Origin of the sequence: Cohnella sp. GCM10027633 (assembly GCF_042675445.1) — a bacterium.
GTDB lineage: Bacteria > Bacillota > Bacilli > Paenibacillales > Paenibacillaceae > Cohnella.
Genome location: NZ_JBHTGV010000001.1, coordinates 730,439 through 745,624, shown reverse-complemented (window position 1 = coordinate 745,624; position 15,186 = coordinate 730,439). Strand labels below are relative to the sequence as shown.

Here is a 15,186-nt window from a genome sequence, read left to right as displayed (position 1 = left end):
GTCGTGATCGGTATGGTGTCACTTTGTCGCTCGCATATAAAGGTTGTTACAAATTAAATTGTATACAATCAAAATGAAGAAGTCAACCCTTTACACGGCATATTTGCGGTGCTATAGTGAGATTCATCAATTAAATTGCATGCAATTGATTGGGGTGCAGACGAGGTGAGCGAGCGGAACGACATGAATCGCGACGAAGCATTACGCTTGGATAATCAGCTATGTTTCGCGGTCTACGCGCTATCGCGCGAAATCACGAAGAGGTATCAGCCGCATTTGAAGAAGCTGGGACTTACGTATACGCAATACATCACGATGCTCGTCCTGTGGGAGCAAGACCAGGTGACGGTCAAACGGCTCGGCGCCAGACTTCAGCTCGATTCGGGGACGTTGACGCCGCTGCTTAAGAAGCTGGAAACGATGGGGCATCTCGTCCGCTCTAGGGACAAGAACGACGAGCGAAGCGTCGTTATTACGTTGACGGAGCAAGGAAGGCGCTTGAAGGAAGAAGCGATGGAAGTGCCGCGGCGCATGTTCTGCCAAGAGGGCTTGTCTATGGAAGCGGCCGACGCGCTTCGCCTTCATATCGTGGGCTTGGTGACGAGCATGCAACCCGATATTCTAACCGATACCCAAACCGATACCCAAACCGAGGAGGAAATACAATATGACGATCTATGAGTACGAGATTCGCAAGTCGAACGGCGAAACAACGACGCTGGGCGCGTACAAGAACAAAGCGGTGCTTATCGTGAACACGGCAAGCGCCTGCGGGTTGACGCCGCAATACGCAGAGCTTCAACAGCTTCACGAAACCTACGGGGACAAGGGCTTGACGATCGTCGGCTTCCCGTGCAACCAGTTCGGCGCGCAAGAGCCGGGAAGCGCCGAGGAGATCGCGCAATTTTGCACGCTGAACTACGGGGTTACGTTCCCGATCTTCGCGAAGATCGACGTCAACGGCGAGCAAGCGGCGCCGCTATTCAAGTATTTAACGGAACTGTCCGGCGAGGACATCCAATGGAACTTCACGAAATTTCTCGTCGGCGCGGACGGTCTCGACATCGAGAGATTCGAGCCGACGGTGAAGCCGCTCGACCTTACGGAGCAGATCGAGCAGCTTCTTCGCTAACGGGGCTTCCTGGCGATGCGCGCCGCCATGGCGATCCGAAGCAGGCCGCAACCCGCGATTCGGCGGTTGCCGACCGGCTTCGCGGATGCTTTCATCGCCCGGATGACGTCGCACGGCGAGCTGCGCGGCCGAATCGCCTTCAGCAGCGCGGCTCCTCCGGTCACGTGCGGCGAGGACATCGAGGTGCCCGATCCGTACGCGTAGCCGCCGTCCAAGAACGTAGACCAGATATCGACGCCCGGCGCCGCGACATCGATGCCTCCGCCGCGGCTGGAGAACGACGCGATCTTATCGCGGCGGTCGGTCGCCGCAACGGCGATCGTCTGGGGGTAACGGGCGGGGTAATCGATCGCGCGGTTCGAAGGCCCGTCGTTGCCCGCGGAAGCGACGATGATCGCCCCTTTCCGCCTCGCTCTTCTTACGGCGGTACGAAGCGCCTTGCTGTCCGCTCCGAGCCCTAAGCTCATATTCATGACGCGGATGCCGCGGGCGAGACACCATTCGATGCCTTGGACGATGTCGGACACGTAGCCTTCGCCGTTCGCGTCGAGTACTTTGACCGCATATAACTTGACCCGCGGAGCCGTGCCGTACAGCTTGTGCTTGCCGGTAGCGGCGGCGATGCCGGCGACGTGCGTGCCATGGCCGTTATCGTCCGCGAACGAAAGGCCGCCGATCGTATTCACCCCGCCTGCGATGCGCAGATCGGGGTGTTCGGCGATGCCGGTGTCGATAACGGCGATCCGCACGCATTTGCCTTGGCGCGCGGATATCCATGCCCTAGGCGCCAGCACCCTTCTTACGTTCCAAGGCACGATCGCTCTCGCGCCTTTCCCGCGCCGGATCGGGTGCGCCTTCGCCTTGAAGTCCCGCTCGACGAACGCGATCCGCGGATGACCTTGCAGCAGCTTGCGGTCGCGACGCGGATCGGCATGGTAGGTTAACATGTGCATCGCGCGAGACTGCTTGACGGGATGAACGCCGATGGCCGCCAGATGACGGCGGCAGCGGCGATAGTCATGGCGGCGCTTGAATCCGATGATCGTCCGTACCGTATTCGCTGACGGCTTGCGGCGTGCGCACGCGCGCAGGCGGGCGGCTAAACCGTTCAATGGGCGTCCTCCTCGTTATTCGATGCGTATACTGTTGTAAAGTATGGCAGCGTCCCCGATGACGTGCGCGATCGTCTAGCTGGACATCCTAAGCGTGCGGAATAATCGATGCGAAGACGTCGGTATCTTGAACCAACGGGAGGGAAGAAGCATGATCATCGGGTTGCCGAAGGAGATCAAGCTGCAGGAATATCGAGTCGCGCTCATCCCGGCCGGCTGCGGCATGCTCGTTCAGCAAGGGCATGAGGTTGTCGTCCAGACGGGAGCAGGGGAAGGAAGCGGCTTCGCAGACGCGGAATACGAAGCGGCCGGGGCGAAGCTCGTCGCCGCCGCGGCTGAAGTATGGGCCGTCGCGGAGATGATCGTCAAGGTGAAGGAGCCTCTTCCGGCCGAGTTCTCTTACTTCAGGGAAGGCATGCTCGTGTTCACTTACTTGCATCTGGCCGCGGCGCCGGACTTGGCGAAGGCGCTCCTCGACAGCAAAGTAACGGGCATCGCGTACGAGACGATCCAGCTTCCGAACGGCAGCTTGCCGCTGCTCGTGCCGATGAGCGAAGTCGCGGGAAGGATGTCCGTGCAAGAGGGAGCGAAATACCTCGAGGCGTTCTTCGGCGGGCGCGGCGTGCTGCTCGGCGGCGTCCCCGGCGTTCCGCCCGCGGAGGTCGTCATCATCGGAGGAGGCATCGTCGGAACGAACGCCGCCAAGATGGCGCTCGGCCTCGGCGCGGAAGTCGTCGTGGTCGAGAAGAACGGCGAGCGGATGAGATATCTGGACGACGTGTTCCAAGGCCGCCTTCGTACGCTCGCCAGCAACCCTTACAACATCGCGAACGCGGTGCGCAAAGCCGACCTCCTCATCGGCGCCGTGCTCGTGCCCGGGGCGAGAGCGCCGCGGCTCGTGTCCGAAGAGATGGTCAAGACGATGAAGAAGGGCGCGGTCATCGTCGACGTCGCGGTCGATCAAGGCGGTTCGATCGCGACGATCGACCGGGTAACGACGCACGAGCATCCGACTTACGAGAAGCACGGCGTCATTCATTACGCGGTGGCGAATATGCCGGGCGCGGTGCCGCGCACGTCGACGCTCGCGCTGACGAACGTCACGATCGACTACGTGCAGCAGTTGGCTTCCCGAGGCTTCCGAGATGCCGCAGTCGGCAATCCCGCGCTGGCGCTCGGGGTCAACTCGCACGGCGGAGCCATTACTCACGCGAGCGTCGCGCAAGCGATCGGCTTGCCGTATACGGCGCTCAACGACTTGCTCGGCTAAGCCGTCATGTTTTCCCCCTTCTTCTCATACGGTTAATTACCGTGTCGTGGACAAGAAGGGGGAGTCGTCATGCGGGAATCCGTGTACAAATGGTGGGAGCGGCTGCAGTTTACGCTCCTTTTCGTCGTGCTTACGGTGTTCGTTCATCATTTTTTCAGCATCTTCCATGGGTGGCTGCATCCGAGAGATCCGTACAAGGTGCCGGAAGGCAAGGCGGAGAAGGTGTTCGAATCGGGGGAGGGCAACGACCCGTCCGGGTCGCCGGGAGACCGGCTTCGGCTGTTCTATTGGTTGGGAGAATAGCGAGACTTGCAGGATTCCGCCGCTTCGGCGTGGAATTGTTGCATACATCGGCGGTCATGCCGTTACATGCGAACAGAATCGAGGAAGACGGAATGACGACGCTGCGGGAGTGGCAGGAAGCGTACGTAAGCGAGATGGAGCGGGAACGCAAAGTGTCCGCGAATACCTTGAACGGCTACGCGAGCGATTTGAACGACTTCGTCGGCGCGATGGAACGGGCGGGAGTGACGAAGCCCCCGGAGCTACGGACGTATCATATTCAGACGTACTTGAATCGGTTGCGCGCGGACGGGCGCTCCGCGGCGACGATCAATCGCAGAATCGTCTCTATTCGGGCCTTCTGCAACGAGCTCGCGATCCGGCGCGCGCTCGATTTGAACCCGGCGATGCAGCTCGAAGCCGCGAAGGTCGAGCGGAAGCCCCCGCAACCGATGTCCGAAGACGACATGGTCAGGCTGCTTGAGCTGCCGGACGTTCGTACGGGCCAAGGGATCAGAGACCGGGCAATGTTGGAGCTGCTGTACGCGTCCGGCTTGCGCGTCTCGGAGATGATCTCGCTCGACGTCGGCCATATTCGACTGGATATGGGTTTTTTGCTATGCTTAGGGTCGCGAGGCAAGGAGCGCATGGTGCCGATCGGTTCCCATTGCACCGAATGGATGGCAAGGTACATGGAGGAAGCGCGGCCTCGGCTGTTGCATCCGGACAAGCCTTCATCGGCGATCTTCGTCAATAATCTCGGGGGTCGGCTCACGCGGCAAGGTTTCTGGAAAATCATGAAAAAATACGCGGCGTTGCTCGGGACGGACATCTCTCCCCACACGCTCAGGCAGTCCTTCGCGGTTCACCTGCTCGATAACGGCGCGGACGTGCGGGCGGTGCAGGAGATGCTCGGGCACGCGGCTCCGTCGACGACGCAGGCGTACCAGCAGCCGGTCAAGCTGAAGCTGAAGGAAGTGTACGAGCGGAACCACCCGCGCGCTCGGACGTAACGGAACGAATGGATATAAGGCAAAGGGGAGCTCGAGATGGCATTCGATAAAATAACGGTAATCGTGCTCGACAGCGTCGGCATAGGCGAATTGCCGGACGCGCCGGCTTACGGGGACGCAGGCTCGCATACGCTCGGACATATCGCCGAGCGGAAACCGGATCTGGAGCTGCCGAACTTGAGAAGGCTTGGGTTGGCGAATATCGCGCCGATCGCGGATTGGGCGGAAGACGCGTCTCCGGTCGGTTACCACGGCAAAATGGCCGAAGTATCCGTCGGCAAAGATACGATGACCGGCCACTGGGAGCTGATGGGGCTGCGCATCGATACGCCGTTCCGTACGTTCCCGGACGGCTTCCCGGCTTCGTTGCTCTCGGCGTTCGAAGAGGAGACGGGGCGGTCCGTCATCGGCAACAAGCCGGCGTCGGGCACGGAAATCTTGGACGAGCTCGGCGAAGAACAGATGAAGTCCGGTGCGTGGATCGTCTATACGTCGGCGGACAGCGTGTTCCAGCTCGCCGCTCATGAGGACGTCATCCCGCTCGAGGAGCTGTACGACGCCTGCCGAATCGCCCGCAGGCTGACGCTCGCCGACGAATACGCGGTCGGACGGGTCATCGCGCGTCCGTACGTCGGCAAGCCGGGCGCGTTCAAGCGGACGTCGAACCGGCACGATTATGCGGTGAAACCGCCGCAGCCGACGGTGCTGAACGCGCTGAAGCAGTCGAAGCTGGACGTGATCGCCGTCGGGAAGATCAACGATATTTTCAGCGGCGAGGGCATTACGAAAGCGATTCCGACGAAGAGCAACGAGGACGGCATCGCCGTCACGGCGCGCGAGATGCAAGGCGACTTCCGCGGGCTGCTGTTCACGAACCTCGTCGACTTCGATTCGTTGTACGGCCACCGGCGCGATCCGGAAGGGTACGGCAAGGCGCTCGAAGCGTTCGACCGCGCACTGCCCGAGCTGATGGCCGCCACTGGAAGCAACGACCTGCTGATCCTTACGGCCGATCACGGCAACGATCCGGTTCATCCCGGAACGGACCATACGCGAGAGTACGTGCCACTGCTCGTCTACAGCCCGCGGTTCGAGGGAAGCGGACGGATGGAGACGCGGGCAAGCTTCGCGGACTTGGCGGCGACGATCGCCGATAATTTCGGCTTGTCGTACGCGACGCACGGGCATAGCTTCTTGCAGCAATTACGATAATTACGTGACGCAGAGGAGAGATTTCGAATGTCGACTTTAATTACGAAAGCAATCATCGATGAAGCGGCGGCTTATATCCGCTCGAAAACATCCATAGCGCCGGAGATCGGACTCATTCTCGGCTCCGGTCTGGGCGTGCTCGGCGACGAGCTGGAGGACGCGGTAACGTTCCATTACGAGGACATCCCGCACTTCCCGGTGTCGACGGTAGAAGGCCATGCCGGCGAGCTTATCATCGGCAGGCTGCAAGGGCGCAGCGTCGCGCTCATGCGCGGCCGGTTCCACATGTACGAAGGCTACGAGCCGGAGCGCACGGCGTTGCCGGTTCGCGTCATGAAGGCGCTCGGCGTGTCGACGCTTCTCGTGACCAACGCGGCCGGCGGCGTCAATCTGTCGTACAAGCCGGGCAACCTGATGCTCATCTCCGATCATCTGAACTTGACCGGACGCAATCCTCTTATCGGCCCGAACGACAACGCGCTCGGCGTGCGCTTCCCCGACATGTCGGAGGCGTATAGCCGCAGATTGCGCGGCATCGCCAAGGAGACCGCAGCGGAGCTAGGCTTCTCGGTTCAAGAAGGCGTCTACGCCGGCTTGCTCGGACCGAACTACGAGACGCCGGCCGAGATTCGATATCTTCGCACGATCGGAGCCGACGCGGTCGGCATGTCCACCGTCTCGGAAGTCATCGTCGCTCGCCATTCCGGCATCGAGGTGCTCGGCATCTCGTGCATCAGCAACATGGCGGCGGGCATTCTCGACCAGCCTTTGTCCCACGAGGAAGTGATGGAGACGACGGAGCTCGTGAAAGAGCAGTTCCTGTCGCTCGTGCTGAACGTGTTGCCGAAAATGTAACGAAGCGTCGCGGAAGCCTCTCTTGTCCTTTGGGACGGGGGAGGCTTATTTTTGCTTTGCGTGTTGCGCCGCTTATCGTCACTATCCCTTTGGGTCAGGAGGGATGCGGAGGATGGGGGGCGACGTGTGAGCGCGCGAGTCCTTATCGTCACTATCCCCTCGGGTCAGGGCGGTAGGTGAGTGCGCGAGCCCTTATCGTCACTATCCCTTTGGGTCAGTAACCGGAATAACGCGGTTCCGCCGGGCTAAATCGCTCCAGAGTCGCAATCCAGGCGATATAACGCGGTCCCGCCGAGTTACAGTTTGATTAATCCAAACTGCGCGAACCTAGCAGCCTGAAAATTCGTCTGCAGTTCGACTAACCCGAACTCCGAGTCTCTCTCCGCTCATAATCCACTCTCCAGTTCGACTAACCCGAACTCCGCGTCTTCCTCCGCTCACTTTCCGCTCTCCAGTTCGACTTACCCGAACTACGCACTCGCTTCCCGTCATATTCCGATAGGTCGTCCGCATCTATTAGAAGTGTACGATTACGACGAGTTGGGGAGGAAGTTGGCCATGGCGAAACAAAAACGGGGACACGCGCTCTATAACTTGCCGTCGCGAGGGCGGGGGACGTGCCCGATCTGCGCAGCGACGCGGATTAAGCTGCTCTATCCGCGCACGCCCGCAGGCAGGAAGACGATACAAGTGTGCAAAAAGTGCTCCGTCGCGCCGCAGACCAAAGTCGACGCGGTCGTTTAGGACGCCTTCGCGATTTACGCACGCCGCACGCCGCATGCCGCCGCCCCTCCTGAGCGAAGGGGATGGCGGCATTATTTTTTCGCGCACGCGGAATGGAATATATTGCTTGCCCGAAGGACACAATGATGGGAAGAAGACAAGACAACATGGCCGCAATCCGGCCGAGAGGAGAGGCATCATTGAAGGCAAGCCGATTTCGCGTATTAGGGTATCGAGGGTTCGTCGTCGCGTTAGCCGCTCTGCTTATGCTGCCGTCCGCGGTCTGGGCCGCAGAGGAAGGTAAAGGACAAGCCGCGAAGCCGATCGCCGGTCTGGCCGCCAGCGCCAAATCCGCGATTCTTATGGATGCCGATAGCGGCACAGTCATCTACGAGAAGAACAGCAATGTCCAACTGCCGCCCGCCAGCATTACGAAAATCATGACGATGCTGCTCGTGATGGAAGCGATCGACGAGGGACGGCTGAAGCTGACCGACAAGGTGCAGACGAGCGAATACGCCGCATCGATGGGCGGTTCGCAAATCTTCCTCGAGCCGGGCGAAGAGATGAGCGTCGACGACATGCTGAAGGGAGTCGCCCTCGCCTCCGGCAACGACGCGTCCGTCGCGCTCGCGGAGAAGATCGCCGGCAGCGAACCGCAATTCGTGGCCATGATGAACGAGAAGGCGCAGCAGCTCGGCATGAAGAACACGAAGTTCGAGAATTGCAACGGATTGCCGGCGGCGGGGCACGTCTCCTCCGCGCACGACATCGCGATCATGTCCCGGGAGCTGCTCAAGTACGACGGCATCACGAAGTATACCGGCCTCTATCAAGACCATCTGCGCAAAAACTCGGAGAAACCGTTCTGGCTCGTCAACACGAACAAGCTCGTCCGGTTCTACAGCGGCGCGGACGGCCTGAAGACCGGCTACACGAACGAGGCGAAGTTCTGCCTGTCGGCGACCGCGCGCAGAGACAACCTGCGGCTCATCGCCGTCGTCATGGGCGAGCCGAACACGAAGTCCCGCAACGCGGAAGTATCGCATCTATTCGACTTCGCCTTCGCGCAATACACGAACGTGCCGCTGTACAAGAAAGGCGACGCCATCGGCGAGCTCGCGGTCGAGAAAGGCCAGACGAAGAAAGTGCCGCTCGTCGCGAAGCATTCGTACAGCATTCTGCTGCGCAAAGGCGACGCGGGCAAAGGCATCCGCCACGAGCTCGTCCTCGACCGCGTCAAGGCGCCGCTGCAGGCGGGCGATCCGGTCGGCAAGCTCGTCGTCTACCGCAACGACGAGGTGATCAAGGAGTTCCCGGTCGAATCGCCGGTCGCAATCTCTAAAGCCGGCTGGTGGACGCTGTTCAAGCGGGCGTCGGGCAAGCTTTTCCTGGCGGATTAAGGCGCCTTCCGGCGCGCGCCGGTGCCGCATTTTGTCGCGATATCGAACGTTGCTTCTAGTTTTGTCGGAGGGCAGGAATGGGAGCCGCCCCCGTAGAATTGACTGACCATGCAGCTAATGCAGCGAAAGGGGAATAAGCGCATGAGCTTACAGGTCGAGCTGGAGCAGCACCGCAACGTACTGATCGTACGGCTTAGAGGGGAATTGGATCACCACACCGCGGACGTCGTCAGGTTCAAGATGGAGGACGCGATTCTTCGGGGACGCGTCGACCACGTCGTGCTCAGCCTGAAGGATTTGCAATTCATGGACAGCTCGGGCCTCGGCGTCATTCTCGGGCGCTACAAGCTGGTGAAGAGCCGCGGCGGCAAAATGGTCGTCAGCGACATTCAAACGGGCGTGAAACGGTTGTTCGAGCTCTCGGGCTTGTTCAAGATCCTGTCGGTGTACGAGACCGAACGGACGGCCATCGCCAGTCTGGAGGTCGTATCATGAGCGGACGCAACTATATGAGAGTCGTCTTCGCCAGCCGTTCCGAGAACGAAGCGTTCGCCCGGGTCACGGTCGCGGCGTTCCTCTCGCAGATGGATCCGACGCTGGAGCAGCTGGACGAAATCAAGACGGTCGTCTCCGAAGCGGTGACGAACGCGATTATTCACGGCTATAACGGCAGCGTGGACGGACTCGTCTCCGTGGAAGCGGATATCGAGGGCGATACGTTCAGCCTGTCCATCTCGGACGAAGGCGCCGGCATCGAGGATTTGGAGCTGGCCCGGCAGCCGCTGTTCACGTCGAGGCCGGAGTTGGAACGGTCGGGAATGGGCTTCACGATCATGGAGAATTTCATGGACGCGTTCGAAGTCGAGACGAGCCAAGGCGGGGGCACGAAGCTCCGGATGAAGAAGCGGATCGAGTCCAAAAAAGCGTTATTCAATTAATAACCGTGCGGCAGGGGTTGGAGGCATGGAACTGGAGTGGAAGCGATCGTCTCCGCCGGCGTATTTGGATGACAGCGAAGTGAAGCGCCTCATCGCGCTCAGTCAATCCGGAGACGTTACCGCGCGGGACACGCTCGTTAACAGCAACATCAGGCTGGTATGGTCGGTCGTGCAACGGTTCGCGAACCGGGGGTACGACAGCGACGATCTCTTTCAAATCGGATGCATCGGGCTGCTTAAGTCCGTCGATAAATTCGATCTGTCCTACGAAGTGAAGTTTTCCACGTACGCGGTGCCGATGATTATCGGGGAAATCCAGCGTTTCCTCCGCGACGACGGCACGCTGAAGGTGAGCCGGTCGCTGAAGGAGATGGCGAACCGCGTCCGCAAGACGAAGGACGAGCTGTCCAAGCGGCTCGGCCGAGCGCCGACGATCGGCGAAGTCGCCGAGGAGCTCGGGGTGACCGCGGAGGAAATCGTCTTCGCGCAGGAGGCGAACAAGCCGCCCGCGTCGATTCACGAGACCGTGTTCGAGAACGACGGCGATCCGATCACGCTCATGGACCAGATCGCCGACGAGTCGCAGGAGAAGTGGTTCGACAAGCTGGCGCTTACCGAAGCGATCCAAGGGTTGAGCGAACGCGAGCGGCTTATCGTGTATCTCCGCTACTTCCGCGACCAGACGCAGTCCGAAGTCGCCGGCCGGCTCGGCATCTCCCAAGTCCAAGTCAGCCGGCTGGAGAAGAAGATTCTTCAATCGATCAAGAACCAAATCGCCCAGTAAGTCATGAAGCCCGAAGACCCATCGACACGGAGTCCCGTAAGCAATGAAGCTCCCGGAGGAGTTTACGTCCGCCTTTGCGTCCGACAATCGACCATTCGAAATCGTTCGAGATTGGTTGGACGCGACAGCGGCCGGAGGGAGATTCAATTGCTGCAGGGACGGCCCCCGTCGAGCGGGTCTTTTTGGCGTATTCATGACTTTCCTGGGCATACTACCCGAAAAGGAGGGAGCCGATGGAACGGCTGGAACCTGTCGTCGTGTACGTACGCATGCGCAGACGGGCGGTCGTGAAGCCGGGTTCCGCCGTCCTTCTCGGAGACGTCGCCCGCCTCGTCGTCGATTCGCGGCTCGAGAAGCGGCTGCTGCGACTGCCGCTTCACCGCGTCTCGGAGAGCGACGGCAACCTGTTGCTTATCGACATGCTGCAAGTCGTCAAGGCGATTCGCGAGGCCGAGCCCGGGCTCACGATCGAGACGTTCGGCGAGCCGCACGTGCTGCTGGAGATCGCGTCCGGCGGCGAGGTGAAGCCCCGGATGTGGCTGCTCGTCCTCTCCTGGATTCTTCTCTTCTTCGGCTCCGGCATGGCGATGATGAACTTCCATGCCGACGTCAACATGCCCGCCGTTCAGCGCCGCATTACGGAGCTCATTACCGGCAGCAAGACCGACCATCCGTGGCTGTTCCAGATTCCGTATTCGCTCGGCGTCGGCCTCGGCATGCTGCTGTTCTTCAACCGACTGCTGCGCCGCCGCCTGAACGACGAACCGAATCCGCTGGAAGTGGAGATGTTCATGTACCAGGAGAGCGTCAACCACTTCGTCATTACCGAGGAATACCGCAAGAAGCATGAGAAGCATGCGGGAGAGCGCCGTGATTGACGCATTGCACGGAGTGCTGCTCGCGATCGTCGGATTGGCCGGCGGCTTCACGGTCGGAAGCGCGTTCGTCGCGCTGCTCATCGTGCTCGACCTTATTCCGCGGCTCGTCCAATTGACCCGGGCTCATCGCCGATCGGCGTGGTTCGAGTCGGGCATCCTGTTCGGCGCCTTGTACTGGAGCTCCGCCGACCTGTTCGATTGGGGCATGCGGCTGCCGGCGCCGGCGCTGCTGCTGCCCTCGGTGTTCCAAGGATTGTTCGTCGGCATGTTCGCGGCCGCCCTGACGGAGGTATTGAACGTGCTGCCGATCCTGGCGAAGCGGCTGCGGCTGAAGCCGTATCTCTTCTCTCTGCTGCTGGCGCTGGTCTTAGGTAAAATGACGGGTTCGTTCGTCGATTGGCTATGGATCGGCCCCTAACGGAAAATACGCATTCGAACGAGGAGTGAACGCATGGAAACGACGGAACACGACAGCATGGATTTATCCCACGCGGGCATGCTCGGAACGCAGGAGCCCGAGAGGGATAAGGGCCGGCAGCGAGGCGATTCGCCGGACGACGATAGCCCGCGCGCGGACCGGACGGAGACGAAGGCTGCCTCGAAGCGGAGCGACGGCGGGCCGGAGCAAAGGGAAGACGACGATATTCCGGATCGGCTCGACGCGTTCAAGGAATCGCTCAAGGAAGCGATGGGCTTCGAGAAGAGCTTCGAGGTGCAGGTACGCGAGATGGTCGTCGGAGAGAAGACGATCGCGCTGCTGTTCCTGAGCGTCTTCGCCAAGGATACGGCGCTTACGGAGATTCTGAAGCGGCTGACGTACCTGGAGCCGGGCAGCATGAGCCAAGACGCGCTGCACTCCTTCCTGGAGCATTACGTTCCGGCGATCCAAGTGACCGTGACGGGGTCGTTCCGGCAGATGATCGACCAGGTGCTCGCGGGCAACACCGCGTTCTTCGTCGACGGACAGAGCGAAGTGCTGCTCATCGACGCGAAGCAGTACCCTGGAAGAAATCCGGAGCAGCCTTCGCTCGAGAAGGTCGTCCGGGGCAGCCAGGACGGATTCACCGAGACGCTGCTCGTGAACGTGGCGCTCATCCGCCGCCGGCTGCGCGACCCGAAAGCCCGGTTCGAGATGATGAAGGTCGGGCGCCGCACGCAGACGGACTTATGCATCGGCTATATCGAGGATATCGCAAACCCGCAGTTGATCGAATCGATACGGGACAAGATCAAGGCGATTGACATCGACGGCTTGCCGCTGGCAGACAAGGAGCTCGAGGAGATGACGGTGAAGGGCGCATGGAGCCCGTTCCCGCTCGTCCGCTACACGGAGCGCCCCGACGTCGTCGCCGCCCAGCTGCTGAACGGCAGCGTGACGGTCATCGTGGACACGTCCCCGAGCGCCATCCTGCTGCCGACGACGTACTTCGATCTCGTGCAGCACGCGGAGGAAAATCGCCAGAATCCGTTCATGGGCACCTACTTGCGGTGGATTCGGTTCCTCGGCATCGCCGCGTCGCTGTTCTTGATGCCGCTGTGGTTCCTGCTTAGCCAGAACGCGACGCTGCGCCCGGAATGGCTGTCCTTCATCGGGGCCGACAATACCGGAACGATTCCGTTGATCCTGCAATTCCTGATCGCCGAGATCGGGGTCGACCTGCTCAGGCTGGCGGCCGTTCATACGCCGGCGCCCCTCGTCACGGCGATGACGCTGCTGTCCGCGATCCTGATCGGCGACATCGCGGTGAAGACGGGACTGTTCATCAACGAGGTCATTCTGTACATGTCCGTGTCGGCCATCGGCATGTTCGCCACGCCGAGTTACGAGCTAGGGCTCGCCAACCGGATCGTGCGGATCGGGTTGCTGCTGAGCGTCTTTTTCATGGGGAGCATCGGCTTCGTCGTCGGGACGACGTTCGTGTTCGTCTACCTCGCCGTGGAGCGTTCGTTCAACGCGCCGTATCTATGGCCGCTGTTGCCTTTCAACGGAAAGGCGTTGTGGGCGGTCATCGTGCGGAGGCCGCTCGCTTCCAACAAGAAGCGGCTGTCCATTTACCGGACGCTCGACAGCCGCAAGCAGCCTTCCTGAACGCGGAAGTGCAAATGATGTTGCAAAATCTCCATTTCCCCGCGCGAGGATTTCGGCTATACTCAGGTTAATTCGTGCAAGCCGGACAGGATGCGATAAGGCGCGATCTCCGGAAAATTAGCCAAAAGGGGAATCTCATATGTATTTGCATGGGACGAGCAAAATCAATAGCAAGGGACATCTCGAAATCGGAGGCTGCGACGTTACGGATCTGGCCGAGCAGTTCGGCACGCCTCTCTATATCGTCGACGAAGAGCTCGTGCGCCAACGCGCGCGCGAATTCATGACCGCGTTCCGCGCGACGGGACTTCGCCATCAAGTGGCATACGCTTCGAAAGCGTTCTGCGTCATGGCCATGTGCCGCGTCGCGGAAGAAGAAGGCATGAGCCTCGACGTCGTATCCGACGGCGAGCTGTATACGGCGCTGCAAGCGGGCTTCCCGGCCGAGCGCATCCACTTCCACGGCAACAACAAGACGCCGGAAGAGATCAACATGGCGCTCGACGCGAACATCGGCTGCTTCGTCGTGGACAATTTCATCGAGCTGCAGCTTCTGAACGCGCTCGCGGCGGACAAGGGCAAAACCGTCAACGTGCTGCTCCGCATCACCCCTGGGGTCGAAGCGCATACGCACGATTATATTTCCACCGGCCAACAAGACTCGAAGTTCGGCTTCGATCTTAGCAACGGCACGGCGTTCAAGGCGGTAGAAGCGGCGATCGCGCAGCCGAACCTGAAGCTGCTCGGCGTGCATTCGCATATCGGTTCGCAAATTTTCGAAGTGGAAGGCTTCCGCATGGCGTTCGAGAAGAACGTCGGCTTCGCGGTCGAAATCCGCGATAAGCTTAACTATACGTTCACGGTTCTGAACCTGGGCGGCGGCTTCGGCATCCGCTACGTCGAAGGCGACACGCCGTTGCCGCTCTCCACGTACGTGCAAGCGATCGCGGACGCCGTTCTTACGACTTGCAAAGGCGCGGACTTCCCGCTGCCCGAAATTTGGATCGAACCGGGCCGCAGCATCGTCGGCGACGCCGGCACGACGCTCTACACGGTCGGCACGAGCAAGGAAATTCCGGGCGTGCGCAAATATATCGCCGTCGACGGCGGCATGACGGACAACCCGCGTCCGGCGCTGTACGAGTCCAAGTACGAAGCGGTTCTCGCGAATCGCGTCAACGACAAGTGCGAGGAAGTCGTCTCCGTCGCGGGCAAGTGCTGCGAGAGCGGCGACATGCTTATCTGGGACTTGAACCTTCCGAAGGTGGAAACGGGCGACCTGCTTGCGGTTTTCTGCACGGGTGCGTACAATTATGCGATGGCGAGCAACTACAACAGGATTCGCCGTCCGGCCGTCGTCTTCGTACGGGACGGCAAGGCGGATCTGGTCGTCGCCCGCGAATCGTACAAGGACATCGTCGGCAACGATCTCATTCCTGAGCGCTTGCGCAAGCAAGCGGTCTCGAAGTAATCGACCGGCGGCGTACAACCGAAG

General features: G+C 60.5%; 17 protein-coding genes. 16 read left to right on the top strand and 1 reads right to left on the bottom strand.

All coding sequences use genetic code 11. From position 1 onward, the window contains the following. Positions 1-183: 183 nt before the first annotated feature. Together ACFQZG_RS03310 and ACFQZG_RS03305 are read left to right on the top strand one after the other, a co-directional pair. On the top strand, positions 184-681 hold the full coding sequence (locus tag ACFQZG_RS03310; protein WP_378150433.1) for a MarR family winged helix-turn-helix transcriptional regulator: 498 nt from the start codon (positions 184-186) through the stop codon (positions 679-681). After that, positions 668-1,132 carry a glutathione peroxidase gene (locus ACFQZG_RS03305; protein WP_378149932.1) on the top strand — a complete coding sequence of 155 codons (465 nt, stop codon included), beginning with the start codon at positions 668-670 and terminating at the stop codon, positions 1,130-1,132. The genes ACFQZG_RS03310 and ACFQZG_RS03305 overlap by 14 nt, the downstream gene beginning before the upstream one ends. Here the strand turns inward: ACFQZG_RS03305 and ACFQZG_RS03300 are convergent. Beyond that, entirely contained in the window at positions 1,129-2,244 is a 1,116-nt protein-coding gene (locus tag ACFQZG_RS03300; RefSeq protein WP_378149930.1) for a S8 family peptidase, read from the bottom strand. The genes ACFQZG_RS03305 and ACFQZG_RS03300 overlap by 4 nt on opposite strands. A 151-nt stretch (positions 2,245-2,395) precedes the next feature. On the opposite strand from ACFQZG_RS03300, the gene ald reads away from it, so the two are divergent. From ald to lysA, 14 genes are all read left to right on the top strand, one after another. Further along, the gene (ald, locus tag ACFQZG_RS03295) at positions 2,396-3,514 is read left to right on the top strand and encodes an alanine dehydrogenase (RefSeq protein WP_378149929.1); all 1,119 of its coding nucleotides are present in this window, start codon (positions 2,396-2,398) and stop codon (positions 3,512-3,514) included. Positions 3,515-3,583: 69 nt separating this feature from the next. After that, complete coding sequence (locus ACFQZG_RS03290; protein WP_378149928.1) at positions 3,584-3,817, top strand: DUF4227 family protein; 234 nt, start codon at positions 3,584-3,586, stop codon at positions 3,815-3,817. 29 nt (positions 3,818-3,846) lie between these two features. Beyond that, a complete protein-coding gene (locus ACFQZG_RS03285) occupies positions 3,847-4,809 on the top strand; it encodes a tyrosine recombinase (RefSeq protein ID WP_378149927.1) in 963 nt (320 codons plus the stop codon). 36 nt (positions 4,810-4,845) lie between these two features. After that, entirely contained in the window at positions 4,846-6,021 is a 1,176-nt protein-coding gene (locus ACFQZG_RS03280) for a phosphopentomutase (protein ID WP_378149925.1), read from the top strand. A 27-nt stretch (positions 6,022-6,048) separates the two neighbouring features. Next, complete coding sequence (locus tag ACFQZG_RS03275) at positions 6,049-6,876, top strand: purine-nucleoside phosphorylase (RefSeq protein WP_378149923.1); 828 nt, start codon at positions 6,049-6,051, stop codon at positions 6,874-6,876. 558 nt (positions 6,877-7,434) lie between these two features. Beyond that, positions 7,435-7,620, top strand: a complete 186-nt coding sequence (locus ACFQZG_RS03270) for a hypothetical protein (RefSeq protein ID WP_378149921.1) — start codon at positions 7,435-7,437, stop codon at positions 7,618-7,620. A gap of 245 nt (positions 7,621-7,865) precedes the next feature. Further along, positions 7,866-9,002 (top strand): D-alanyl-D-alanine carboxypeptidase family protein, encoded by a 1,137-nt coding sequence (locus ACFQZG_RS03265; protein WP_378150432.1) that lies wholly within the window; start codon positions 7,866-7,868, stop codon positions 9,000-9,002. Positions 9,003-9,143: 141 nt separating this feature from the next. Next, a complete protein-coding gene (spoIIAA, locus tag ACFQZG_RS03260; protein WP_378149919.1) occupies positions 9,144-9,497 on the top strand; it encodes an anti-sigma F factor antagonist in 354 nt (117 codons plus the stop codon). Then, positions 9,494-9,940 carry an anti-sigma F factor gene (spoIIAB, locus tag ACFQZG_RS03255; RefSeq protein ID WP_378149917.1) on the top strand — a complete coding sequence of 149 codons (447 nt, stop codon included), beginning with the start codon at positions 9,494-9,496 and terminating at the stop codon, positions 9,938-9,940. Before spoIIAA ends, spoIIAB begins: the two co-directional genes overlap by 4 nt. 25 nt (positions 9,941-9,965) lie before the next feature. Beyond that, positions 9,966-10,724 (top strand): RNA polymerase sporulation sigma factor SigF, encoded by a 759-nt coding sequence (gene sigF / locus ACFQZG_RS03250; protein ID WP_378149916.1) that lies wholly within the window; start codon positions 9,966-9,968, stop codon positions 10,722-10,724. Between the two features lie 233 nt (positions 10,725-10,957). Then, a complete protein-coding gene (locus ACFQZG_RS03245; RefSeq protein WP_378149915.1) occupies positions 10,958-11,602 on the top strand; it encodes a stage V sporulation protein AA in 645 nt (214 codons plus the stop codon). After that, positions 11,595-12,020: a stage V sporulation protein AB gene (locus ACFQZG_RS03240; RefSeq protein ID WP_378149914.1), complete on the top strand. Its 426-nt coding sequence runs from the start codon at positions 11,595-11,597 to the stop codon at positions 12,018-12,020. The genes ACFQZG_RS03245 and ACFQZG_RS03240 overlap by 8 nt, the downstream gene beginning before the upstream one ends. Positions 12,021-12,053: 33 nt before the next feature. Continuing rightward, entirely contained in the window at positions 12,054-13,691 is a 1,638-nt protein-coding gene (locus ACFQZG_RS03235) for a spore germination protein (protein WP_378149912.1), read from the top strand. Between the two features lie 139 nt (positions 13,692-13,830). Further along, complete coding sequence (gene lysA / locus ACFQZG_RS03230; protein WP_378149911.1) at positions 13,831-15,162, top strand: diaminopimelate decarboxylase; 1,332 nt, start codon at positions 13,831-13,833, stop codon at positions 15,160-15,162. Positions 15,163-15,186 lie beyond the last annotated feature (24 nt).

What these genes read in the sequence shown, in the direction of transcription:
- sigF (WP_378149916.1), top strand. Translation starts at nt 9,966, where the DNA reads ATGGAACTGGAGTGGAAGCGATCGTCTCCGCCGGCGTATTTGGATGAC.
- ACFQZG_RS03270 (WP_378149921.1), top strand. Translation starts at nt 7,435, where the DNA reads ATGGCGAAACAAAAACGGGGACACGCGCTCTATAACTTGCCGTCGCGA.
- ACFQZG_RS03310 (WP_378150433.1), top strand. Translation starts at nt 184, where the DNA reads ATGAATCGCGACGAAGCATTACGCTTGGATAATCAGCTATGTTTCGCG.
- ald (WP_378149929.1), top strand. Translation starts at nt 2,396, where the DNA reads ATGATCATCGGGTTGCCGAAGGAGATCAAGCTGCAGGAATATCGAGTC.
- spoIIAB (WP_378149917.1), top strand. Translation starts at nt 9,494, where the DNA reads ATGAGCGGACGCAACTATATGAGAGTCGTCTTCGCCAGCCGTTCCGAG.
- ACFQZG_RS03290 (WP_378149928.1), top strand. Translation starts at nt 3,584, where the DNA reads ATGCGGGAATCCGTGTACAAATGGTGGGAGCGGCTGCAGTTTACGCTC.
- ACFQZG_RS03235 (WP_378149912.1), top strand. Translation starts at nt 12,054, where the DNA reads ATGGAAACGACGGAACACGACAGCATGGATTTATCCCACGCGGGCATG.
- lysA (WP_378149911.1), top strand. Translation starts at nt 13,831, where the DNA reads ATGTATTTGCATGGGACGAGCAAAATCAATAGCAAGGGACATCTCGAA.
- ACFQZG_RS03305 (WP_378149932.1), top strand. Translation starts at nt 668, where the DNA reads ATGACGATCTATGAGTACGAGATTCGCAAGTCGAACGGCGAAACAACG.
- ACFQZG_RS03280 (WP_378149925.1), top strand. Translation starts at nt 4,846, where the DNA reads ATGGCATTCGATAAAATAACGGTAATCGTGCTCGACAGCGTCGGCATA.
- ACFQZG_RS03265 (WP_378150432.1), top strand. Translation starts at nt 7,866, where the DNA reads ATGCTGCCGTCCGCGGTCTGGGCCGCAGAGGAAGGTAAAGGACAAGCC.
- ACFQZG_RS03275 (WP_378149923.1), top strand. Translation starts at nt 6,049, where the DNA reads ATGTCGACTTTAATTACGAAAGCAATCATCGATGAAGCGGCGGCTTAT.
- ACFQZG_RS03245 (WP_378149915.1), top strand. Translation starts at nt 10,958, where the DNA reads ATGGAACGGCTGGAACCTGTCGTCGTGTACGTACGCATGCGCAGACGG.
- spoIIAA (WP_378149919.1), top strand. Translation starts at nt 9,144, where the DNA reads ATGAGCTTACAGGTCGAGCTGGAGCAGCACCGCAACGTACTGATCGTA.